The organism is Pseudomonas sp. Irchel 3A5 (genome assembly GCF_900187575.1).
In the GTDB taxonomy this organism is placed as follows: domain Bacteria; phylum Pseudomonadota; class Gammaproteobacteria; order Pseudomonadales; family Pseudomonadaceae; genus Aquipseudomonas; species Aquipseudomonas folii.
In genome coordinates this window covers 277789-300435 of record NZ_FYDU01000007.1, presented here as the reverse complement: position 1 = coordinate 300435, position 22647 = coordinate 277789, and the positions used below count along the sequence as shown (strand labels likewise).

Annotated in this window: 24 protein-coding genes and 1 tRNA gene; 3 read left to right on the top strand and 22 right to left on the bottom strand. The window is 56.2% G+C overall.

Annotation, left to right across the window (positions count from 1 at the left end; translation table 11 throughout):
• Window positions 1-164 precede the first annotated feature (164 nt).
• On the top strand, window positions 165-1367 hold the full coding sequence (locus CKW31_RS14110; RefSeq protein WP_095095862.1) for an MFS transporter: 1203 nt from the start codon (window positions 165-167) through the stop codon (window positions 1365-1367).
• A 564-nt stretch (window positions 1368-1931) separates the two neighbouring features.
• Here CKW31_RS14110 and CKW31_RS14105 read toward each other — a convergent pair.
• The 7 genes from CKW31_RS14105 to CKW31_RS14075 all read right to left on the bottom strand — a co-directional run bounded on the left by CKW31_RS14105 (window position 1932) and on the right by CKW31_RS14075 (window position 9243).
• Entirely contained in the window at window positions 1932-3260 is a 1329-nt protein-coding gene (locus CKW31_RS14105) for an LLM class flavin-dependent oxidoreductase (RefSeq protein ID WP_095095859.1), read from the bottom strand.
• A gap of 33 nt (window positions 3261-3293) precedes the next feature.
• On the bottom strand, window positions 3294-4235 hold the full coding sequence (locus tag CKW31_RS14100) for an aliphatic sulfonate ABC transporter substrate-binding protein (protein WP_095095856.1): 942 nt from the start codon (window positions 4233-4235) through the stop codon (window positions 3294-3296).
• Between the two features lie 157 nt (window positions 4236-4392).
• Complete coding sequence (locus tag CKW31_RS14095; RefSeq protein WP_218192155.1) at window positions 4393-5691, bottom strand: FAD-binding oxidoreductase; 1299 nt, start codon at window positions 5689-5691, stop codon at window positions 4393-4395.
• Window positions 5688-6821: an enolase C-terminal domain-like protein gene (locus CKW31_RS14090; protein ID WP_218192154.1), complete on the bottom strand. Its 1134-nt coding sequence runs from the start codon at window positions 6819-6821 to the stop codon at window positions 5688-5690. Before CKW31_RS14090 ends, CKW31_RS14095 begins: the two co-directional genes overlap by 4 nt.
• A 79-nt stretch (window positions 6822-6900) precedes the next feature.
• A complete protein-coding gene (locus CKW31_RS14085; RefSeq protein WP_218192153.1) occupies window positions 6901-7680 on the bottom strand; it encodes an amino acid ABC transporter ATP-binding protein in 780 nt (259 codons plus the stop codon).
• Complete coding sequence (locus CKW31_RS14080) at window positions 7677-8339, bottom strand: amino acid ABC transporter permease (protein ID WP_095095847.1); 663 nt, start codon at window positions 8337-8339, stop codon at window positions 7677-7679. The genes CKW31_RS14085 and CKW31_RS14080 overlap by 4 nt, the downstream gene beginning before the upstream one ends.
• A 70-nt stretch (window positions 8340-8409) precedes the next feature.
• Window positions 8410-9243 (bottom strand): transporter substrate-binding domain-containing protein, encoded by an 834-nt coding sequence (locus CKW31_RS14075; protein WP_095095844.1) that lies wholly within the window; start codon window positions 9241-9243, stop codon window positions 8410-8412.
• 367 nt (window positions 9244-9610) lie between these two features.
• Here CKW31_RS14075 and CKW31_RS14070 point away from each other — a divergent pair, with 367 nt between their 5' ends.
• Entirely contained in the window at window positions 9611-10507 is an 897-nt protein-coding gene (locus CKW31_RS14070; protein ID WP_095095841.1) for a LysR substrate-binding domain-containing protein, read from the top strand.
• Between the two features lie 9 nt (window positions 10508-10516).
• Here the strand turns inward: CKW31_RS14070 and CKW31_RS14065 are convergent, their stop codons facing one another.
• The 4 genes from CKW31_RS14065 to CKW31_RS14045 form a co-directional block, all read right to left on the bottom strand.
• The gene (locus CKW31_RS14065) at window positions 10517-11596 is read right to left on the bottom strand and encodes a polyamine ABC transporter substrate-binding protein (protein WP_095095838.1); all 1080 of its coding nucleotides are present in this window, start codon (window positions 11594-11596) and stop codon (window positions 10517-10519) included.
• Between the two features lie 539 nt (window positions 11597-12135).
• Window positions 12136-13377 carry a PrpF domain-containing protein gene (locus CKW31_RS14055; RefSeq protein ID WP_095095832.1) on the bottom strand — a complete coding sequence of 414 codons (1242 nt, stop codon included), beginning with the start codon at window positions 13375-13377 and terminating at the stop codon, window positions 12136-12138.
• Window positions 13378-13584: 207 nt separating this feature from the next.
• Entirely contained in the window at window positions 13585-13806 is a 222-nt protein-coding gene (locus CKW31_RS14050; RefSeq protein ID WP_095095829.1) for a hypothetical protein, read from the bottom strand.
• 536 nt (window positions 13807-14342) lie between these two features.
• Complete coding sequence (locus tag CKW31_RS14045; RefSeq protein ID WP_095095826.1) at window positions 14343-14825, bottom strand: DUF6882 domain-containing protein; 483 nt, start codon at window positions 14823-14825, stop codon at window positions 14343-14345.
• A 269-nt stretch (window positions 14826-15094) separates the two neighbouring features.
• On the opposite strand from CKW31_RS14045, the gene CKW31_RS14040 reads away from it, so the two are divergent.
• The gene (locus tag CKW31_RS14040) at window positions 15095-15391 is read left to right on the top strand and encodes a DUF2388 domain-containing protein (RefSeq protein WP_095095823.1); all 297 of its coding nucleotides are present in this window, start codon (window positions 15095-15097) and stop codon (window positions 15389-15391) included.
• A gap of 31 nt (window positions 15392-15422) precedes the next feature.
• Here CKW31_RS14040 and CKW31_RS14035 read toward each other — a convergent pair whose 3' ends face one another.
• The 11 genes from CKW31_RS14035 to rpmI form a co-directional block, all read right to left on the bottom strand.
• A complete protein-coding gene (locus CKW31_RS14035) occupies window positions 15423-15680 on the bottom strand; it encodes a DUF1652 domain-containing protein (protein ID WP_095095820.1) in 258 nt (85 codons plus the stop codon).
• A gap of 103 nt (window positions 15681-15783) precedes the next feature.
• Window positions 15784-15963, bottom strand: a complete 180-nt coding sequence (locus CKW31_RS14030; RefSeq protein ID WP_095095817.1) for a hypothetical protein — start codon at window positions 15961-15963, stop codon at window positions 15784-15786.
• A 192-nt stretch (window positions 15964-16155) separates the two neighbouring features.
• The gene (locus CKW31_RS14025; protein ID WP_095095815.1) at window positions 16156-16371 is read right to left on the bottom strand and encodes a hypothetical protein; all 216 of its coding nucleotides are present in this window, start codon (window positions 16369-16371) and stop codon (window positions 16156-16158) included.
• Between the two features lie 88 nt (window positions 16372-16459).
• Window positions 16460-16978, bottom strand: a complete 519-nt coding sequence (locus CKW31_RS14020) for a GNAT family N-acetyltransferase (protein WP_256582620.1) — start codon at window positions 16976-16978, stop codon at window positions 16460-16462.
• 665 nt (window positions 16979-17643) lie between these two features.
• Window positions 17644-17720: transfer RNA gene (locus tag CKW31_RS14015), tRNA-Pro, on the bottom strand.
• Between the two features lie 86 nt (window positions 17721-17806).
• Window positions 17807-18163 (bottom strand): MerR family transcriptional regulator, encoded by a 357-nt coding sequence (locus tag CKW31_RS14010; RefSeq protein WP_095095809.1) that lies wholly within the window; start codon window positions 18161-18163, stop codon window positions 17807-17809.
• Complete coding sequence (ihfA, locus tag CKW31_RS14005) at window positions 18144-18446, bottom strand: integration host factor subunit alpha (protein ID WP_002553164.1); 303 nt, start codon at window positions 18444-18446, stop codon at window positions 18144-18146. Before ihfA ends, CKW31_RS14010 begins: the two co-directional genes overlap by 20 nt.
• Before the next feature lie 3 nt (window positions 18447-18449).
• On the bottom strand, window positions 18450-20828 hold the full coding sequence (pheT, locus tag CKW31_RS14000; protein ID WP_095095806.1) for a phenylalanine--tRNA ligase subunit beta: 2379 nt from the start codon (window positions 20826-20828) through the stop codon (window positions 18450-18452).
• Between the two features lie 79 nt (window positions 20829-20907).
• Window positions 20908-21924 (bottom strand): phenylalanine--tRNA ligase subunit alpha, encoded by a 1017-nt coding sequence (pheS, locus tag CKW31_RS13995; RefSeq protein WP_027898688.1) that lies wholly within the window; start codon window positions 21922-21924, stop codon window positions 20908-20910.
• A 106-nt stretch (window positions 21925-22030) separates the two neighbouring features.
• On the bottom strand, window positions 22031-22387 hold the full coding sequence (gene rplT, locus CKW31_RS13990; protein WP_007905879.1) for a 50S ribosomal protein L20: 357 nt from the start codon (window positions 22385-22387) through the stop codon (window positions 22031-22033).
• Window positions 22388-22415: 28 nt separating this feature from the next.
• Window positions 22416-22610 (bottom strand): 50S ribosomal protein L35, encoded by a 195-nt coding sequence (gene rpmI, locus CKW31_RS13985; protein WP_002553160.1) that lies wholly within the window; start codon window positions 22608-22610, stop codon window positions 22416-22418.
• Window positions 22611-22647: the final 37 nt, after the last annotated feature.

Here is a 22647-nt window from a genome sequence, read left to right as displayed (position 1 = left end):
TCAATACGGCAGTAGTATTACCGGAAAACTTGCTCTGTTGTGAGCTTGTGATGTTGTTGATCCCCATCGAATTGCCCATCGCCAGGCCTGTCATAAAGACCTGTCGATCAACACGACCGCCATTGCAGGCCGATCCCCTTCAGACTGAACATGAGCCAGAGATTATGACCTCCTCAGCAGCCTCACCCACTCAAGCCCCGCCAAACACCCTGACTCGCGGCCTGGTGCTGTTGTTTGCATTTTGCTGTGGCGCCATCGTCGCCAACATTTACTACGCCCAGCCCATCGTAGAGCTGATTGCCCCCGATGTCGGGTTGTCGGCCCACAGCGCCAGCCTGATCGTATCCCTGACCCAGATCGGTTACGCCCTTGGCCTGTTATTTCTGGTACCGCTGGCTGATTTGCTGGAAAACCGCAAGCTGATGATCGGCACTGCAATCGTGGCCACTGCCAGCCTGTTGGCAGCGGCGTTCAGCGAACACGCCAATGGTTTTCTGATGATTTCCCTGCTGATCGGCTTCAGTTCGGTGTCGGTGCAAATGCTGATTCCGCTGGCGGCACATCTGGCACCGGAAGAAACCCGCGGTCAGGTCGTCGGCAACATCATGGGCGGCCTGCTGCTGGGTATCCTGCTGGCCCGGCCGCTGTCCAGCCTGATCGCTGACCATTTCGGATGGCGAGCGGTGTTCGTGACCGCGTCGGTAGTGATGCTGGCGATCATTCTGGTGCTGGCCCTGACCATTCCAAAACGCACGCCCGATCACAAGGCGTCTTACGGACAACTGCTCGGCTCGTTGCTGACGTTGCTGCGCAAACATCCGGTGTTGCGTCAGCGGGCGCTGTATCAGGGCCTGCTGTTTGCTGCGTTCAGTCTGTTCTGGACGGCAGCTCCGATTGAGCTGTCCCGCACGTTCGGCCTGTCGCAAACCCAGATCGCGCTCTTTGCACTGGTGGGTGCCATTGGTGCGATCGCCGCGCCAGTCGCCGGGCGTCTGGCCGATGCCGGGCATACCCGGCGCGCGTCGTTGCTGGCGATGATTATGGCGCCCGTTGCGTTTCTGGTGGGTCTGAGTCAACCAGGTTACAGCGTGATTGGCCTGGCGATCACGGGAGTGCTGCTCGACTTTGCGGTGCAGATGAACATGGTGCTGGGACAGCGCGCGGTATACGCCCTAGACCCGGCCAGCCGCGGTCGCTTGAACGCCCTGTACATGACCAGCATCTTCGTCGGCGGCGCTATTGGCTCAGCGCTCGCCAGCAGCTTGTACGAGCAGAATGGCTGGCACGGAGTCGTGTGGCTGGGAGCAGGTTTGCCGCTGGTTGCGCTGGTGGTGTTTCTGGTGGTGGGGCGTGTTGGCCGAGGCTAGTCTGGTGGAGCTCTCGGGGTTGACAAGCGCTCGTGGGACCGGCTTCAGCCGGGAAGGCGGCATTTCTGACCGTGAAAAACATGGTGCCTATACCGGCCTCTTCCCGGCTAAAGCCGGTCCCACGACGTGAACACCGGGGAGATTCCAGGGTTACTCGCACACTGACGTGGGACCGGCTTCAGCCGGGAAGGCGTCCGGGTATTCGCCACATCTCTTTCGGCAGAAATACCGCTCTCCCGGCTAAAGCCAGTCCTACGACGTGAATACCAAGGAGATTCCAGGGGTGCCCGCACACTGACGTGGGACCGGCTTCAGCCGGGAAGGCGGTATTTCTGACCGTGAAAAACAGGGTGCCTATGCCGGCCTCTTCCCGGCTAAAGCCAGTCCTACGACGTGAATGCCAAGGAGATTCCAGGGGTGCCCGCACACTGACGTGGGACCGGCTTCAGCCGGGAAGGCGGTATTTCTGACCATGAAAAATATTGTGCCTATACCGGCCTCGTCCCGGCTGAAGCGAAGCACCGCGGCCTGTCCTACAGATCAATTTTTGCATCAAAGCATCACTCAACCGTCGGGCAACTCCCCAAGCCCAAGATGCTCCCTCAACGTCGAACCTTCGTACGCCGTCCGGAACAACCCTTTGCGCTGCAGATGCGGGATCACGCTTTCAACAAACTCGCTGAACGAGCCCGGCAGATAAGCAGGGGAAATGACAAATCCGTCGCTACCACCCGCCAGGAAAATATCCGCCAGATGATCCGCGATCTGCGCGCCAGTGCCCACCAGTTGCGGGACGCGGACGCTGCTGGCGAAGATCCGTCCCAGCTCTTCCAGCGTCGTATCCGCGCCCTGCATAAGCAGTTTCTCCGCGGCCGCCGGATGAATCAGTGGCGACCGGGCAATGTCTGCCAGCGTCGCTGACAGCGGGAATGGCGACAGGTCCACATTCAGTTGCGAGGCCAGCGTCACCAGGCCCAGTTCAGGGCGAGCCAATGCATTGTGTTTGTCGCGCTTGGCTCTTGCCTCGGCTTCGCTGCCACCAATGAACGGCATCACTGCCATCAGCACCTTGCAACTATCTGCCGAGCGTCCTTGTTGCACCACTTGCGCCCGCACGTCCTCACGAAACGCCTGCATGGCTTTCAGGTGCGGATGGATGGTGAAAATCGCTTCGGCCCAGCGCGCACCGAAACGACGACCACGCCCCGAAGAACCGGCCTGGATCAGCACCGGCCTGCCCTGCGGGGAGCGAGGAATGTTCAACGGTCCCTCGACCTTGAACCAGTCGCCATGATGCTGCACCGGATGAATCCTGGATGGATCAGCCAGCACGCCGGTTTCAAGGTCCAGCTTCAGCGCGTCACGCTCCCAACTGCGCCAGAGCTTGAGCGCCACTTCGACGAATTCATCGGCACGGTCGTAACGCAGGTCGTGCTCCAGGTGTTTGTCCTTGCCGAACAAACGCCCTTCGCTGTCATTCATCGAGGTCACGATATTCCAGGCGGCGCGACCTTTGGACAGATGATCAAGCGTCGCGAACTCTCGGGCTATGTGGGCCGGTTCGTAATAGGTGGTCGAACGTGTTGCGCCCAGCCCCAGTTTGCGGGTCTGACCGACCAGATAAGAAAGGATCGGCAACGGGTCCAGGCGCGTGGCGTCCTGAGCGCCGTAGCGCAACGCCACGTCCCGGGAGCCGCCCATTTGATCGCCGACCGCGAGGCGGTCAGCGAAAAACAGAAAATCGAACAAGCCCTCCTCCACGACGCGCGCTGTACGGGCGTAATACTCAGGATCGAGGTAGTTACCGACCGTCTCCGGATGGCGCCAGACGGCATGACTGTGGATGACCGGCCCGGTCAGCAGAAACGCGGACAGGTGAATTTGACGGCTCATGTGCAACTCCAGTCGAAGGGGTCAAGCCTGAGGTTATTTGCCTTCAGGCGCCCAGACAGTGATGCCGGAAATCTTCAGCGGCTTGGGGATCAGCTTTGCGCCGTAATAGGTGTCGGCAATGCGCTGTTGCTCGGCCAGCTCATCCAGCTTGACGGGGACAATGTCGTAGCTGCGTCGACTGTTGGCTAGTTCCACGGTTTCAACGGGGATGTTGCCCCATACCGGCGCAAGGATTTTTGCCGCGTCCTGCGGATGAGATTTAACCCATTTGCCAGACTCGCGCAGGGTGTCGATGACCACCTGCAAGACTTCGGGGTGAGCCTTGGCAAAACTGGTATTGGCGAGATAGAAGCGGTTGTAATTGGCCAGTCCCTGACTGCCGTCGGTGATGATGCGCACTTGATGCTCGCGTTGCTGGGTAGCGAGGAACGGGTCCCAGATTGCCCAGGCATCGACCTTGCCACTGGCAAACGCGGCGACACCATCCGGCGCTTCCAGATAGCGCGGCGTGATGTCGTTGAGGGTCAGGCCAGCCTGTTTCAGCGCAGCGATCAGCAGGAAGTGACTGCCCGAGCCCTTGGATACCGCTACGGTTTTACCCTTGAGGTCTGCCACGCTTTTGATCGGCGAATCCTTCGCGACGATGATCGCCTGAGCACTCGGCGACGCCGCTTCGCGTGCGTAGTAGGTCAATGGCGCATCGGCTGCCTGGGTAAACAGGGCAAAGGCGTCAGCCACATCAGCGTGCAAATCCACCGCACCCGCGTTCAATGCACTGAGCAATCCGCTGCTGAATTCATGCCAGTTGACGTTGAAACCCAGCGGCTTGAGGCGCTGCTCCAATTGGCCATTTTCCTTGAGCAGGATCCACAACGTGGACGACCGCTGGTAGCCGATATTGATGGTCTGTTCGGCGTGCGCCGTAACTGCGGCAAGCATCAAGCCTGCTGCGAGGATAAGTTTTCGTAGGGTCATGGAATCCTTCGCCTTTCGAGGATGCGCCGCTCATTCCAGAAACCATAAGCGACGTTTAAATTCCATTTAATTATAATAATTTACGAAAACTATTGAAGAAACGTATAAACATAAGCTTATGCCGTTTCCCTCCAGCGACATCCGCGTAATCCTCGAATCAGAAGCGCGAGACCGAGAAAGGCGTGATGTCGATGGGCGTAGACTTACCGGCAAACAGACTGGCAACGATTTCAGCCGTCATAGGCGCCGAAGCCAGGCCGACATGCCCATGGCCGAAAGCATGCACGACGTCTGGTGTCGCCTTTGCCTTAGCGATGACAGGAAGCCCATCCGGTGTTGAAGGACGATTGCCCTGCCAGCGGGAAATGTTCAATTGCGTGGGATCATCGCCAAGCTCGGGATAGGTTTTCAGCAAGTGGTGCAACAGGATGTCTGCGCGCTTCCAGTCTGGCGGGTATCCAACCCCGGCCAACTCCACCTGACCCGAAGCACGCAATCCACTGCGAGTCATGGTGTTGGCCATCTTCCCGTCAGACGGCATTACCGGGATGCGCGGGCCACTGGCAGGCTGAGCGACTTGCACGTGGTAGCCGCGCTCGCTTTCCAGAGAAACCCGGTCGCCTACGCTTTTCGCGAGCACTTTGGAGTGAATGCCTGCGGTGATGACAGCGCCATCGCAGATGACGGCGCCCTTGTCGGTCCGCACGCTTTGCAGGCGAGCGTTGCTGATGTTGAACCCCTCGGCCCGCGCCTGGATCAGCTCGCCGCCCAGCGCGGTGAAGCTGTTAACCAGACCGCGCACATATGCCCCCGGATCAAGGCAATGCCCGCCACTTTCAAGCAACACGCCGAAGGTATAACGGCGACTCAGGGCAGGCTCAAATTCATGCAGGGCGTCGGCGTCCAGTTCCCACCACTGGATGCCATTGTCGCGCCTGAGCTGCCACGAAAAAGCTTCCTGGGCGAAGGCATCGCGATCCGGATAAACGTAGAGCAAACCGTCCTGGCGAATGAGATCCGGCACGCCGCACGCCGTGGCCAGTGCCCGATGTCGCGCGGGCGCATCAGACAACAACGTAGAAAGGATACCGGCTGTTCGGGCGGCCTTGGCAGGCGTTGCGCCCGCCTTGACGAAGCGGATCAACCACGGCGCGAGCTTCAACAGGTACTGCCAGCGAATCGTGAACGGTCCCAGAGGATCGAGCAGAAAACCGGGGACTTTTTTCCAGAGCCCAGGCATCGACATCGGAATGATCGACGCCGGGCTGATAAACGCACCATTGCCATAACTCGCAGCGTGCTCGCCACCAGGATCATTGGGCTCCAATATCGTCACGCGATGGCCATCCTTCAGCAACGCCAGCGCGGTACACGCACCGACAATGCCGCCGCCAATCACGACGATGTGCCGGGGCGTTGTTGCGGTGTCCTGGTTCATACGGGATACGCTACTCATCGTTCAGCCAGAATGCGCGCATTGCCGCGCAGGGATGCTTCAGTGACGGAAATGCCCAACCCCCGCCCTGTCGGAACAATCACGGCCCCATCACGGTTGGGAATGCGCTCTTCCAGTACGTCCTCGGTCAGTACGTGGTGCGGCATGTAGAACTCGCAGCCCAGCGACATGCCTGGCGTCGCCGCAATGAACTGAGTGCCTGCGGCCAGCGCAATCCCGCCCTCCCACAAGGTGCCGCCATAGGCCGGGATATGCGCGGTGTCGGCGATAGCCATGATCCCTTGTGCCTTGAGAATCCCCCCGGCTTTCATCAGCTTCACCGAAATCGCGTCCGCCGCACCAAGACGAATAATTTCCATCAGGTCGCGGGCGTCAAAGCAGCTCTCGTCAGCGAGAATCGGCGTATCCAGTGCGTCAGCGAAAGACGCCATGGCCGCCAGGCAGTTACGAGGAACTGGTTGCTCGATGAATGTGGGGCGGAACTGGTCAACGTCACGCAGGATGCTGATCGCGCCAAACGGTGCCAGCGCCTGGTTGTAGTCGAGACGCAGATCGATCGAATTGCCGAATTCGCTGCGCATGGCCTCAAGATGGGCCATGTCTTCAGCGTGGGATTTGACCCCGGTCTTGACTTTGAATATGCGATTGCCGGCCGGAACCATCGCCCGCATGCGCTCCATGTCGGCATCAAAGTCAGGGTCGGCAATCGAGAACGACAGTGGGATGCTGTCGCGCACCCTGCCGCCCAATAGGTCAGCAATGGATAACCCGCAGGATTTACCGAGGATGTCGAACATCGCGGTTTCGATGGCAAGTTTGGCTTCGCCATGGCCGACCAGTGCAGTGTCCATTGCGAGGGTTGTGGCGCGAATCGAGCGGATGTTTGCCCCTATGACCAGCGGGCGCAAATAGGTGTCGATGGCAGCGAACGCGCCTTCGGCAGTACCGGTGAAAACCTCCCAGGGCGCCGCCTCTCCCCAGCCGACAATGCCGGAGGTTGAGGTCAGCTCCACCAGCACCCGTTTCACGCTGCCTTTGACATTGCCCACACCTTGAAGCCGCGCCATTTTGATCGGGCTTTCAATCAAAAAGACCCGCAGTCGTTGAATGCTTTCATTTGTCATGGTCATGGCTCCTCCGCCCGCAGCGCAGCCTGAACAATCAGAGACTGGGCACGATAAATGTCTGTTGAAATCGGTCAGGCCCTGTTCAACGGGCGACGCTACCTTTATGGAAATGGTTGAGGAAATTACGCGTCGCGTCTTCACGCGGGTTGTCGATGGTCTCGCGCGCAGGCCCTTCCTCGACGACGTAGCCGTCACGCATGAACACCACTCTGTCAGCCACTTCACGGGCAAAGGCGATCTCGTGAGTGACGATCACCATGGTCATGCCATCCGCCGCCAGCTGTTGAATAGTGCTCAGTACCTCGCCTACCAACTCGGGGTCCAACGCCGAAGTGGCTTCATCAAACAGCATAACTTCGGGCTCCATCGCCAGCGCACGGGCAATGGCCACGCGCTGCATCTGGCCGCCAGAGAGCGTTTTGGGCATTTGCTGAGCACGGTCAGCCAGTCCGACTTTTTCCAGCTGCGCCATGGCCAGATCCCGGGCCACGCTCTTACTCAGCCGACGCACATGGACCGGCGCTTCCATCACGTTTTCCAGCACACTCATGTGCGGAAAGAGGTTGAAGTTCTGGAAGACCATCCCGGTTCTAGCCCGAAAAGCCGCAAGCTCTTTCGTCCCGGGCGGGCGGCGTCCCTGACCGAACAGGAAGGTGGTATCCCCCACGCGGATTTCACCCGCGTCAGGCTCAACCAGCAGATTGATGGAGCGAAGGAGCGTCGACTTGCCCGAACCGGAAGGGCCTATCAGCGAGACGACACCGCCCTCCTCAACCTTGAAGTTGATGTTCTTCAATACCTCCAGCGCACCGAAACTTTTGCGCAGCGCGGTGATTTCGATCTTCGGCTTCGCGGACATCATTGAATGGCTCCATGTTTCTTCTCGCGATAGCGCACGATCAGGGTGAGCGGAAACAGGATCACAAAGTAAGCCACGGCCACCGCCGAATACGTCTCAAGCGGGCGAAAACTGTCGTGGGCAATCATCTGCCCCTGATAAACCAGGTCGGGTACGGCCAGCACCGACACCAGTGAGGTGTTTTTGAATTGCATGATTGACTGGTTCATCAGTGCAGGCACCATGCGCCTGATTGCCTGGGGCAGAATGATCCGTCGCATGGTCAGCATCGGCGTCATCCCCAATGCACCACCCGCCTCACGCTGCCCTGCCTCGATGGAAACAATACCGCCACGAATGATTTCGGCGTAGAACGCACCGCCATAACAGGACAACGCCAGCAGCGAAGCGGTGATCGGCGTCATCTCGACACCCGCCAGGATCGGCAGCGCGTAATAGAACCAGATCAGTTGCACCAGCACCGGCGTGCAGCGAAAGACCTCTGTGAACATCAGTGCAACAGCCCGCACCAGCGCAAAACGAGACAGCAGCCCCATCGCCGCCAGCAGTCCAATAACCAGTCCGCCCACAACGATGGCAGCGGTAAAGGACACTGTCAGGCCAAGGCCTTCAAGCAGCAGCCAGCGATATTCCCAGAGTGCGGAAAAATCCCACTCGTACATGTCAAAACCCCACGTCACCTAACACATCAAATACACAGGTTTGAAAGCTGCCCATCAGCAATGAAGGAGGTCAGATTTCGAAGCCTTCCGGGAAGTCTTTCTGGGTGACGTTGACCAGTTCCATATTGCGCATGATTGCGTCCTTGATGAAACCGTTGGCACGATGCTCGGTGATCCAGGCATCAACGAAGTCACGCCACGAGGTGTCTTCCTCACGGCGGAAGCCGGCATTGGAAGTGGTGGAGTTAATGGGCGTTGGCACAATCAGTTGGCCAATCGCAGGGTTCTTGGCCCGTAACGCGAGCGCCAGGACCATCACCAGGCATTGAGCATCTACACGCCCGGATTGCAGCGCTGCCGTGGCATCACTGGCGGTTTTGAGGCGGGACACCGTAGCGTTCGGCGCGAGTCGGGTCACTGCACTGTCGTGGGAGGAACCTGCATCGACGCTGATGCGCATATCGGCGGTATTGAAGTCATCCCAGGTCTTGGCCGTGACTGACTTTTTGGCAATAAATGTGAATGAGTTCTTGAATACCGGACCGGAAAAGTCGATGACTTTTTGTCGCTCTGGCGTGGGGTTCAACCCGAAGAACACATCAATCTTGCTGGCCTGCAGGTCCAGCACCGAGTTGCCCCAGGTGGTTTCCAGAATCGAAAGTTTCACACCCAGATCATCCGCAAGCTTCTGACAGATGTCGATGTAGAAGCCGCGCCATGGGCCGCCGGTCAGGCTCTTCTGGTAGTAAGGCGCACCATCGGCGATGGAGCCGATACGCAAGACGCCTGAGGATTTCACGCGCTCCAGTGAGCTATCTGCTTTGGCACCCAGTGAAGCGAGCCCCGTCGACGCGCTAATGACGGTCGCCCCGAAAAGTTTGGTAAATCTTCTGCGCGTAATCATGCAAAGCGTTCCTTTTTCTGGGCCATTTGTGATGTTGTGAACTCATCATCTCGCGAAAATCTGACTGGCAGTCGAAAAAAGACAGGTGAAGCAAATGTCGATTTGACGGCGCATTGGAATGGTTCTCGGCGCTGTTCGACTTATTCTTGGCAGATGACTTCTGCTCAGTGCTGCGTAGTCATTCTGTATCCATGCGCGACATTACTTCCACGCGAGCAAGGTTCCGGGTATGGCCTGTGACTGGGCGTCCAAACCTGGCACAGAGTTGTACGACATATTGATGACACAAAGCTTTTTACAACTGAAGCCTTGAAAAATGGGGCCGCCATGACTAAAAATCATGGCACCCTAACTCAGGATCAATGCCATGCGCCGATTTCTACCTTCGCTTTCTGCGCTTCAGGCGTTCGAGGCCTCGGCACGGCACTTGAACTTCACCCGTGCGGCTGAAGATCTGTTCGTGACGCAAAGCGGGATCAGTCGGCAGATCACCAACCTGGAGCAGTTTCTAGGTATGCGGCTTTTCGAGCGCTCGGGCTCCCGGCTGATACTCACCGATGCGGGCAGCAAGTACGTTCAGGACGTGGTGCCCATGCTCAACCGACTCGAAGAAGTCTCCATCGACCTGGTACGTGGCCGCAAAGCCGATGCCTCGTTGATGATCGGCGCGAATCCCACCTTTGTGTCCCGCTGGCTCGCGCCACGACTGGAAAACTTCGTTCGCCAAGCACCGGAAATCCCCGTCGAGGTCAACCCGATAGAAGCCGATGTGGACTTCAAGACGTGCCGTTTCGATATCGCGATCATGCGCGGCACCGGAGCGTGGAAGGAAGCCAGGGCGCTGGAGTTGTTTGCTGAAGAACTGGTGGTCGTGGCGTCGCCAAAGTTGATGGCCTTGGGTGAGCAGCATGATCAACTGGACTTTTCCAGGCTGCCAACGCTGCAAAACGCAAGTCGCCCCAGCCTGTGGCTGCAATGGCTGCGAGCGTCAGGATGTGTAGGCACGGGATTGATTCAGGGTGTCAGGTTTTCTCAGAGCGAGATGCTCATCAGCGCAGCCGTCAGTGGCCTGGGGCTTGCGGTGGTGCCCATTCACTACGTAGAACGGGAATTGCAATCCGGCGAACTTCACATGCCGTTTGGCGACCCGGTACGCTCGGGGGAATCGTATTGGGTGGTCAGCCCCGAGCGTAAATCCCAGAAACAGCATGGGCTGCTTTTTCGAGACTGGTTGATCCAGCAGGTGCGGCAGAGTCGCCACTGATCGTGTCGATCACTGACCGGCTTTAACTTCCGCCCAAACGCTCACCCTTAGCGCTTCGATATCTGGAGGTATCGCCTGCAAAGCGAACAAGGTGCTGAGGGTATCTGCGTCGGGATAGATGGCGATGTCATTGTGCACGGAGGCTTCGACCAGAGCCTCGGACTTTTCATTGCCATTCGCGTAATGCAAATAATTGGAAATGCCGCTGATCACCTTTGGGTCGAGTATGTAATTCATGAAGGCATAGGCAGCTTTCTGGTTCGGTGCGTCTGCTGGGATGGCCATCATGTCAAACCACATCGGTGAACCTTCCTTGGGAAGCACATAGTGGATGCCAACGCCTTTACCTGCCTCTTGCGCCTGTTGCTGCGCCAGCATGATGTCCCCGGAATACCCCACTGCGACGCAAATCTTGCCGCTGGCCAGATCCGTAATGTAATCAGTAGAGTTGAAATAGCGCACATAGGGCCTGATCGCGAGCAACGCTGCTTTGGCTTTCGGGTAATCCGCAGCGTTTGCACTGTCGGGTGCTTGTCCCAGATAGTTGAGCGCAATCGGCAACACACTGGCCGCACTGTCGACGAATGCAACACCGCATTGAGCCAGCTTCTTCATATTCTCGGGTTTGAAGATCAAGTCCCAGGAGTTTAACGGCATGTCTTTGCCCAACACCGCTTCGACCTGAGCGGCGTTATAGCCAATTCCCGTGGTGCCCCACAAATAGGGGAAGGCATAAGCATTACCTGGATCAACGCCTGCCAGGGCTTGCAGCAGAACCGGATTGAGGTTTTTCCAGTTGGGCAATTGGCTTTTATCCAGCTTCTGCAGATCGCCGCGCTGAATCTGCCGACCCAGGAAATGACTCGACGGCACCACGATGTCGTAACCGGAATGTCCTGCCTTCAGTATTTCGTCCAGCTTCTCATTGCGCTCGTAAGTGTCATAAGTGGCGGCAATACCGGTTTCTTTCTGAAAGTTTTTCAACGTGTCCGGTGCGAAATAATCCGTCCAGTTGAAAATCTTCACGGTCGGCGCGGCCTGACTCATTGACGCTATCAACATCAGCGGAACGAAGGCTTTGGTGAACATCTTGTAGTCCTGTTCAATATGAGAGTCACACTCCCTATGGTTGTCGTGATGCTAACCGATTGGTCTTGCGCGCGATGACAATATTTAACTATGGGCGTTGTGAGCATTAGCCAATTCATACTGCTTTGTCGACGGTGTAGAATCTGCGGCTGGTTGACACACAGCGGACTGGATAGATGACCCAATGGGAACGCCGAGGACTCACGAAAAAGACAAAGAGTCGGGCACTGTTGGCCTGCCTTCTGATAGTCAGTTTCTTCGTGGATGTATCGTGGTTTGGGGATGACTCATCGAACCGCAAACGTGTTTTCAGCGCTGGATTCGTGTCCTTGTGCATCATCGTCGCAGTGCTTGAGTTGGTGATTTTGAACGGGATCTACGGCAAGGGCCGGTGAAGTATGCAGGCTTGGCAGATGTGAAAAAAGCCGCACGAAACATTCACGTTTTTTTCACGACCGTCTCCGTATGGTTACCCCAGCTCCTTCATGACTTTAAGCCCGTTGATCCCCATCGCGGGCTTTTCTTTTGCCCGTGATTTGTCACTGCCAGTTCTCGACGCCCTTTCCCAATGCTTCAATCAGTCCGGCAGACGCTCTATACAACGGTGCATATCCGCGCATCAGGATTTGCGCACTTCGACGATATGCAGCGGCCTTGACGTCGATGTGACTGCCTTCCGTTCTTGTACTGACCGTCGTATCCAGTTTGCCAGCCGGGTTCTCGATGCTCACTTCGATGTCTGAAAACTCAGCGCCAGGCTGAGCAATACCCACCGCGACTTTGTAGGCAACTGTCCCGGGAAGAAGGCAAGCCGCAGCTAGACAGCAACCACCGGAAACAGCCATGGACGCATGGCCGGTCTGAGGCGTGAAGTAACGCACGGCGATGTTGCCGCCATGACGCGGAGCGCCAACGATGCACACCTTGGGTATGGTCTCGCTTCGCTCAAGATCTGCAAGACTCATGAGTTCACCGTCGCGACGGCGAAGTTTCATTTTGAGCCCCGCCTCAATCCAGACTTGTCTTAGCTGTGCCATGAATATCGGGTCAGCTTCAAGCTCCGAGATGGGCTCATGACCGGTCTTGCCAAACCCCGCCGCGTCGGCAATCACCATCGGCACCGCCACGTCGACACAGGAAACGTCATGCCCGGCGACAGTATCCAGAACATTGCCTGTCGGCAAAAACGCACCGGTCTTGTTGCCCACCGGAGACTGGAGAAACAGGTCCACACTGGGGAAAGCCCCCTGGACACCCGGGATTTCAGCATTGATAAAACGCCCCTGTTCATCGCGATACATCCGCGCAAGCGTCACCACGCCAGTATTGGTGTTTTTGATTTCAATCTCGATGACGCCGCAGGCAGGCGCTTCTATCAGCCCGCTATCAATGGCCCAGAGCGGCAAGGCAGACGACATGTTGCCGCAATTCACACTCCAGTCGATGGCGCTGTGATCGCTGGCCAACTGCGCCAGCGTACTGACGATCCGAGGACCTGCCGATGTTTGCTCGACCCTTGCCAGGAATACCTTATTACTGGTGGCAGGCCCCCGCCCCAGGCCAGTGATCTGGCGATTACCGGGCTGATTTCCAGACTGGGGAACGCCCATAAGGTGACGCAGTAATTCTGCGCGCAGCCCTTCGTCGCGGGGTAACAATGGCTCCCAGATCACCACACCCGTCGAAGTACCGCCGCGCATGTAGTGCACAGGCAATTCGATTACGCCGCTTTGGAGTCGACTATTGAGCGTGGTCTGGTTAGCAAATGAGGATGCGTGCATGGAGTTTTCCATCGCCGTCGGATGAATGGGCGTTTTAGCGCATCCTACAGACTTACACACCTAAAAATCGAGGCTCCCCCGACGGCCCAGACTGCTTTACGGATTGAGTTGAGTTGCCCTGACCGCCGGGGGAACGCGTGTACTTTAATGAGAGAGGGATGCTGTGGATTTAAGACAAGTCTTAAAATGCGACCTTCAAAGCATCCATCATCCTGGCGAGAACAGCGACCTGATCATGTGAAGTTCTGCCGCATGAGTCATGGCCTCCAGGTCATCAAGACTCATTGAATGGCCGCACCCTGCACATTGCTCGCCCACCAGATCCTCAATCCCGAACAGGCCGCTGGTAGTGCCATCGCCTGGATCAAAAGGGTTGCAGTTGCAGGCGATGCACCGGAAATCCTCGAAATACTGCTCGTCCAGTTTCATTGTCTGACAATCCTGAAAATTCGAACGCATGAAACACCATCTCTATCTTACTTGCTAGCCAGACCCGACGGCAGACACGCGACTTAGTCTTTTTTATCCTCTAGACAGAACGAGATATCCTCAAAATCAGCCTCTTCTGATAAATGTGTATCGCTAACTTTACAGTAGAGCCGAGGCCAGCATGTTAACGGTCTGACCTTGGCGACTTATGGAGGAACAGGAAATTGAAAATTTCCGATGGCTCCGGTGATGGAGCTGGAGGCCATAGCCTGTGTATTTTCAGATCGGCCAGCTTGAAACCAAGGCGGATTGCCGGTAGGTGGTGACCAATGTGAATCGTTAATAAGTGACACCAGCAGGCTACACACGAGACGTTCTGCAAGGTCACGATTAACGACCAGTACTTGTTAGCTCAGAGGCAGTGTTTGAAGGCAAGTCATGTTGCAGCTCTTCTGCCGTCTATATAGATATAGAAAACCTGCTGCATGAGGCTTACCGTTGCCGTAACGTGCTTGCTCTACTTAAGCCAATCAAGTTCAATCGTGCCTTACATGCTTAACATTGGTAAGCGCGAGGTAGACATTCGGCCCCTCCTCCCCTGTTGGAGCCCGGTAGCATCCCTCGGCATTCAAATAATGGACCGCGATGGCTGCCAGCTCCCAAGCCATCGATTCACCTTCGACGGCAAATGCCTCCTCGCTACCAAACAGTTCAATGCCGGTGATGTCGCGCAGATTTTTCAATGGAAGCGCTTTATCGCGAAGCTCAGGCTCAACACTCGGGTTGCACCACGCCCATTTCCAGGTATCGCTTTTGGGTGCAAAAGAACCGATATTAAGAATATTGGCTTCAACAGCAAGCCTGTCATTCTCGTCGAAAAACTGAACGGTGGCATTCGTCTGATCCATCCACCAACGAGCCATTTCACCGAGACCAAAATTCTCCTGGAGCGCCTCCTGCTTGGTCATCAGGTTCTGCATCGCCTTTTCAAGCAACAGAGCAAATTCATTGTCTTCCATGTGCATTCCTTTTTATCAGTATCTGGCGAGCCTTCAGTCGATCCGCAGTAAACGACCGGTAGATAAGGCAAACCTATTACCGTCGGTTGTCTGAGCCGGTAGCCTCCGCGTGCCCCAAAGGTAGTGGGTGACAGGGGGGAAGGGTCGCCCAAAAAGAGTGGCAACTGTCAGTAAAACGAGCCCGGCCAAGTGCCATGCTTTTCGTATCTGACGGGTACTCGCCCATGCTATTGTGCCGCCCCCCAAACAGGCAATGGACGTATTGAAGAATGAATTCATGGAAGGCTGTGGTGATGGCTCTGGCAACCTTGATCGGCGCACAGGTAGAAGCCGCTGAATACGTCCGCTTCAGTACAGTCGCGACGGCTTTGTTGACTACAATGTCATCCGAAAAAATCGCTGATTTTTTCACACCCGCTCGTGACGATGCTCTGGCTTTTATCGGCTCGGATGGCGATATCCGTGGCGCGCAGTTTGAGCAGGCTGTTCAGCGCTACCGCTCGACTGCTAACCAACCCCAGATGTCTGATCTTCAACTGGCCCAAGCTATTGCTGCAAGGGACTGACTGGCTCACCGGCAGACTTTTCGTATCTGCCCTACCCCAGTCGCTTCATGGACAACTCCATCTTACCCATAAGGTCTCTCTGCTCTTTCAGCGAGAGCACCAACCTGGCGATGGATCTGCTGGTAGAAAGCTCAGACAAAGGGATCGCTGCTATATACAGCTCGACATCGCCTGATTCGGGGTTGATGAGCTTCACCGAGAAGCTATCGTTTGCGCCAATAACGCATTCGCACTTCGAAGGTAAAAACGCCGTTTCAAGCACTCGCTGGATATCTGCTTTTGAATACATCGTGCGTCCTCTGCTGACCCGGTAGTTTCACCAAGAGTAGATCACGGCTTCAGGTGCGTCTTGCACAACCCGGATCAGGATGACAAGGGCGAGACCGAAAGCCCTATTTAGTGTTTGTCGACTGCGTGAACATCCAGCCAAAAATCACGATCATCACAATAGGCATGATCAGTTGAGAAGATGGCGCAGTACCGCTGTAAACCTGCAAGCCGGTGAACAGAATCACGAACAGGTTTCCAACGACACAAACCAGAGATGGCCAGCGCAAGTACTTCGGAAACATCTCTCACTCCTTTGAGCAAAAGCAGGATGGTAATTGGGTGTGGCTTTCATTCCTAGTAGTGGCCGAAAAGCTTCCCCTCAAAAAGTGGAAGGTTCCACCATTCAATTTGCCCGGCATGAGCGGAGCTCGAACCGACATGCGCAGGGATACCTGACTAAGGTCTGGGCGGCCGCCCGAAGTCAGGCGCGCTTTCTAAAATTCAGCCAGATTCCCCTTCACCAAGTGGCAGCAGTATCGACTCTTGTCCACCGCACTTGGCTTGAACTGATCGAGCAACCCCACCTGCTCTTCACCTAAGTCAGCAGCCGCTTGCTCTGACAGCTCGTCTATATCGATACCCATACTCGCAGCTGTTGCGTAAACAGCGACCAGCATCTGCTTTAGTTCAATTGCGTGCTTGCCGATCATGTCTGAGCCCTCTGGGTTTGGGCTTGAACTTAGACCTGTAGCGCGACTGGCTTTAAAACGGCTTGCTAAAATCGTTATTCCAATGCAGCTAATCAAGATACATCCGGGCAACCGGGTCTGTACGCAGCAGACTGTATTGGTGGAGGCTCAGGAACTCGCCGTCCTTAAGCTCGACATCACGAAGAGTTCCGTCGTGGTGAAATCCGAGCTTTCGAAGCAAGGCGCAACTCGCTTCATTGGCCGGTTCAACATCAGCATGGATTCGATGAACACCCAAAGCTTTAAACGCATAGCGAAAAACGGATGGCAGAGCTTCGGTCAATAGGCCTTGGCGCCAGTAGGTGGGCATGAGCCAATAGCCAAGCTCTACACGGCGATGGTGTTGGCTCCAATCATTAAAACCGCAGGCACCTATCATTGAGTCGTCTTTCAGGTCTGCTATAGCCCACCAGGCTCCCGTTTGCTCGGCAACGATTTTCTCAAACCATTGCATTTGCGCTTCAGTCGCTTCAATGCTGGAGTACGAAACTCCGTAGTGCGCGATGACTAACGGATCCGATAAGCCAACGTAGACCGCTGGTAGATCACTTGGCCGGACAGGCCTCAATCTAATCCTGTCAAGCGCGAACTCTGGAACGGTCTCAGACAATTTCGGTGCTCACTTTTTTAGTGCCGAGATCATGCCAGTATTCGTGATACCACTTCAACGATAGCCACCTGATGACGTGTCGCCGTGTTAAAAATGCCCTACAACTACCCACTCCAACATTGCCCCGAGCCCCCCTCCGATACCAGCAGCGAATATGCCGATCTCTCTCGGCATAGAAGTAGGGAAGCAAACATCAACGAGCCACGCCAAGCCTAGCCCCATGCCGATTGGGAAGATGATTGTCCAGCTCAGCTCGGGCATTTTGCGCTCCATGGGCGGTTGGCTTGCAGCGCGAAACAAATACCCCATCGACAACCAAATAGCCACTCCGTCACATCCAGCCTTGGAGGGCGGCGCACTCATGGATTGCTAAAGTAATGAGCAGCCTGGCTTTCATGAGGTGAGCGCACTTTCGCTCCACTTGTACTAGCGGGCGGGCAAAGACGGGTAGAACATCGCGGGGCATAACTGAGGGGATGACGAGGAATTACCAGAAGGAACACAACGATATCATCTGGTCAGAGACCTCGATATCAAGGAGATTCGGACTGATGTTTTGATTCTGGGTCTTGAAATGAAAACGGCTCAAACACCGTAAGTGTTTGAGCCGTCTACAGAATAAATGGTCGGGACGGAGTGATTCGAACACTCGACCCCTTGCACCCCATGCAAGTGCGCTACCGGGCTGCGCTACGCCCCGACTAGGCGTGTATCAGTTTCCCATGCTGCGAAAACTTCGAGGAATATAACCTAAGCTTTTGAATTATGGAAGTATCCGGGCAATTTCTACTTGCCCAATACCACCAGAACGTCTTCCAGCTCGACGATCATCTGCCGGAGCAGTTTCTTGTAATCCTGAGCCTCATCCTTGGGTTCGCCAGCGGTCATACGCAGCCGCGCACCACCAATGGTGAAGCCTTGCTCGTAGAGCAAGCCACGGATCTGCCGGATCATCAGCACGTCTTCGCGCTGATAATACCGGCGGTTGCCGCGTCGTTTGACGGGGTTGAGCTGAGGAAATTCCTGTTCCCAATAGCGCAAAACGTGCGGTTTCACCGCGCAGAGCTCGCTGACCTCACCAATGGTGAAGTAGCGTTTGCCTGGTATCGGCGGTAACTCGTCGTTATGACTTGGTTCCAGCATAAGCCTCAACTCGGGCCTTCAACTTCTGCCCTGGACGGAACGTGACAACACGGCGAGCCGTGATAGGAATTTCTTCCCCGGTCTTCGGGTTTCTACCAGGCCGCTGGCGTTTATCTCGCAGGTCAAAATTGCCGAAACCGGACAATTTGACCTGTTCGTTATCTTCCAGAGCGTGCCTGATTTCCTCGAAGAACAGCTCCACCAATTCCTTGGCTTCTCGTTTATTCAGGCCCAGCTCTTCGTACAGACGTTCGGCCATCTCAGCTTTCGTCAGAGCCCCCATACGCTACTTCCTTAACGTGGCGTTTAACCTTTCCTCGAGTGAGGTGAGGATTTTATGCGTCGCCGCATTGACCTCATCGTCGTTAAGAGTGCGCGATGGATGCTGCCAGGTCAAGCCAACTGCAAGGCTTTTTCTATGCGGATCAATGCCTTTACCCTGATAAACATCAAATAGCCTGAGGTCTGTGAGCCATTCGCCTGCATTTTCTCGAATAACGTCAAGAACGGCAGTGGCTGCAACGCCTTCATCAGCCAGCAGCGCCAGGTCACGTCGTACTTCAGGAAAGCGTGATAACTCCTGGAATTTCGGCATTTTACCCAGTGCGACTTCAGCAAGAATCAGCTCGAAAACGAATACCGGACGATCCAGCCCCAGGGTTTTCGACAACTCAGGATGAATGGCACCAACGTAACCCACTTCACGACCATCACGTTCGATGCGCGCAGTCTGGCCCGGGTGCAAAGCCGGATGTTTACCAGGCACGAATTTGAAAGCATCCAGCGCACCAGCGAAGCCGAGAACGGCTTCAACATCCGCCTTGACGTCGAAGAAGTCGACCACATCACGGCCTTGCGCCCAGCCTTCCGGCAGACGGCTGCCACAGACTACACCCGCCAGCATCGGCTCTTGCTTCAGACCGTCCAGCTGCCCGACGAAGCGCAGGCCGCTTTCGAACAGACGTACACGATCCTGCTGACGATTGAGGTTGTGCTGCAAAGACTTGACCAGACCTGGCCACAACGAAGCGCGCATGGCGGCCATGTCATTGGAGATCGGGTTTGCCAGCAGCAACGGTTCAGCGCCAGGGCTGAACAGCTCGAACTGCTTGGGATCGATGAAGCTGTAGGTGATCGCTTCCTGATAACCGCGAGCGACCAACAGGCGACGCAGCTCAGGCAGATCGCTACGAGCTTCGGCTTTGGCTTGCGGTGCCAGACGCGCCTGCGGGTAACGAACCGGCAGACGGTTGTAGCCGTATAGGCGAGCCAGTTCTTCGATCAAGTCGACTTCAAGGCTGATATCGAAGCGATGACTTGGCACTTCTACGCGCCACTGCCCTGCTGTTTCAGCAGAAACGGTCAACCCAAGGCCGGTCAACAAGCCTTCGATTTCCGCAGGGTCCATCTTCAGGCCCAACATTTGCTCGATACGCTCGGCACGCAAAGTGACCGGCGCGATTGACGGCAGATCTTTTTCGCTGACAGCTTCAATCACGGGGCCAGCTTCACCCCCGGTGATTTCCAGCAGCAGGCCGGTGGCTCGCTCCATGGCCTTGCGCGCCAACTGCCAGTCAACACCGCGCTCATAGCGGTGCGAAGCGTCAGTGTGCAGGCCATACGAACGAGCTTTGCCCGCAACGGCAATCTGGTCGAAGAACGCGCTTTCGAGGAATACGTCACGAGTCGTGGTGGAAACACCGCTGTGTTCCCCGCCCATCACGCCGGCGATGGCCAGAGCACGCTGGTGGTCAGCGATAACCAGTGTATCGGCACGCAGGCTGACTTCCTGGCCGTCCAGCAGAACGAGCTTCTCGCCCTCTTCTGCCATACGCACACGAATACCGCCGTTGATTTCAGCCAGATCAAACGCGTGCAGTGGCTGACCCAGTTCGATCATCACGTAGTTGGTGATGTCGACCACGGCGTCGATGCTGCGAATGTCGGAACGACGCAGACGCTCAACCATCCACAACGGCGTTGGACGTGACAGGTCGACATTGCGAATCACACGACCGAGATAACGAGGGCAAGCGCTGGTAGCCAACACTTCAACCGGACGGACTTCATCGTGTGTCACGGGAACAGCGGCGACGGCAGGCACCGTCACAGGCACGGCGTAAAGCGCGCCGACTTCACGAGCCAGGCCAGTCAGTGACAGGCAGTCGCCACGGTTTGGCGTCAGGTCGACTTCGATGCTGGCGTCATCCAGCTCAAGGTAAACACGGAAGTCTTCACCCACCGGCGCATCGGCTGGCAGCTCCATCAAGCCGTTATTACCCTCGCCGACTTGCAGCTCGGATTGAGAGCACAGCATGCCGTTGGATTCAACGCCACGCAGCTTGGCTTTCTTGATCTTGAAATCGCCCGGCAGCTCGGCACCGATCATGGCGAATGGAATCTTGAGACCCGGGCGCACATTAGGCGCGCCGCACACAACCTGAAAGGTTTCCGAGCCGTTACTGACCTGACATACGCGCAGTTTGTCAGCATCCGGGTGTTGCTCGGTGCTCAGCACTTCGCCGACGATCACACCGCTGAATACGCCAGCGGCCGGGGTGACGCTATCGACTTCAAGGCCGGCCATCGACAAGCGGGCAACCAACTCGTCGCGGGATACTTGCGGGCTTACCCAGCCGCGCAACCATTGTTCACTGAATTTCATCCTGCTCTCCAAAAAAATGCGTTACGGGCGACTCCGGTGCTCTGCGACAGCGGCCACTGGCGGGCTGCCGCGAAGCGCCTCAGCGAAATTGCGCGAGGAACCGCAAGTCGTTGTCGAAGAACAGACGCAAGTCGTTGACGCCGTAACGCAGCATGGCCAGACGCTCCACACCCATGCCGAAGGCGAAGCCCGAGAATTCTTCGGGGTCGATGCCGGACATGCGCAGCACATTCGGGTGAACCATGCCGCAGCCCATGACTTCCAGCCAGCCAGTCTGCTTGCAGACACGGCAGCCTTTGCCGCTGCACATCACGCACTCCATGTCGACTTCGGCGGACGGCTCGGTAAACGGGAAGTAAGACGGGCGGAAACGCACGGCCAGTTCTTTTTCGAAGAACACCCGCAGGAACTCTTCGATGGTGCCTTTGAGGTCGGCGAAGTTGATGTCGCGATCAACCAGCAGGCCTTCGACCTGATGGAACATCGGCGAGTGGGTAATATCGGAGTCGCTGCGGTACACACGGCCTGGGCAGACAATGCGGATCGGCGGACGCTGCGATTCCATGGTGCGGACCTGTACCGGGGAGGTATGAGTGCGCAACAGCATGTTCGCATTGAAATAGAAGGTGTCATGCATCGACCGGGCCGGGTGATGGCCTGGGATGTTGAGCGCTTCGAAGTTGTGGTAATCGTCTTCCACCTCAGGGCCTTCAGCGATGCCGTAGCCAATGTGGGTGAAGAATTGTTCGATGCGTTCCAGAGTACGAGTAACGGGATGCAGACCGCCTGAGGTCTGACCGCGGCCAGGCAGGGTCACGTCAATGGACTCGGCGGCGAGTTTAGCGGCAAGATCCGCCTCCTCGAACTGCGCCTTGCGGGCATTGAGAACCTCTGTGACACGCTCCTTGGCGACATTGATCAGGGCGCCGACTTGCGGACGCTCTTCTGCAGGCAAATTCCCCAGGGTCTTCATCACCTGAGTCAACTCACCTTTCTTGCCAAGGTATTGAACCCGGATTTGCTCCAGGGCATTGATATCTTCAGCGCTCTGCACAGCCTCAAGAGCTTGCGAGACCAGCGCGTCCAGGTTTTCCATGTACAGACTCCAGATACGAAATAGGGGAAGAGCTTGTAGGCTCTTCCCCTATTTATGACGTTTAACACCGAACCCCAGAAACTGAGGCCCGGTGATTGTCGGGGACTTAGGCCAAAGTGGCTTTAGCTTTCTCGACAATCGCAGCAAACGCCGCTTTTTCGTTCACTGCCAGATCAGCCAGAACCTTACGGTCGATCTCGATGGACGCTTTTTTCAGGCCGGCGATGAAACGGCTGTAGGACAGACCGTTGATACGAGCACCAGCATTGATACGAGCGATCCACAGAGCGCGGAACTGACGTTTTTTCTGACGACGGTCACGGTAGGCGTATTGGCCTGCCTTGATTACCGCTTGCTTGGCAACACGGAATACGCGTGAACGCGCGCCGTAGTAGCCTTTAGCAAGTTTCAGAATTTTTTTGTGACGCTTACGGGCAATGACGCCACGCTTTACACGAGCCATGAGTTACTTCCTCTATTCTTGATCAAAATTAACGAAGGCGCAGCATGCGCTCGACTTTTGCCACGTCAGACGGATGCAGCAAGCTGCTACCGCGCAGTTGACGCTTACGCTTGGTCGACATTTTGGTCAGAATGTGGCTCTTGAAAGCGTGTTTGTGCTTGATGCCGTTAGCAGTTTTCAAAAACCGCTTAGCTGCACCACTTTTAGTCTTCATCTTTGGCATGTTCGGATACTCCGCATTCAGTTGATAAACATAACCG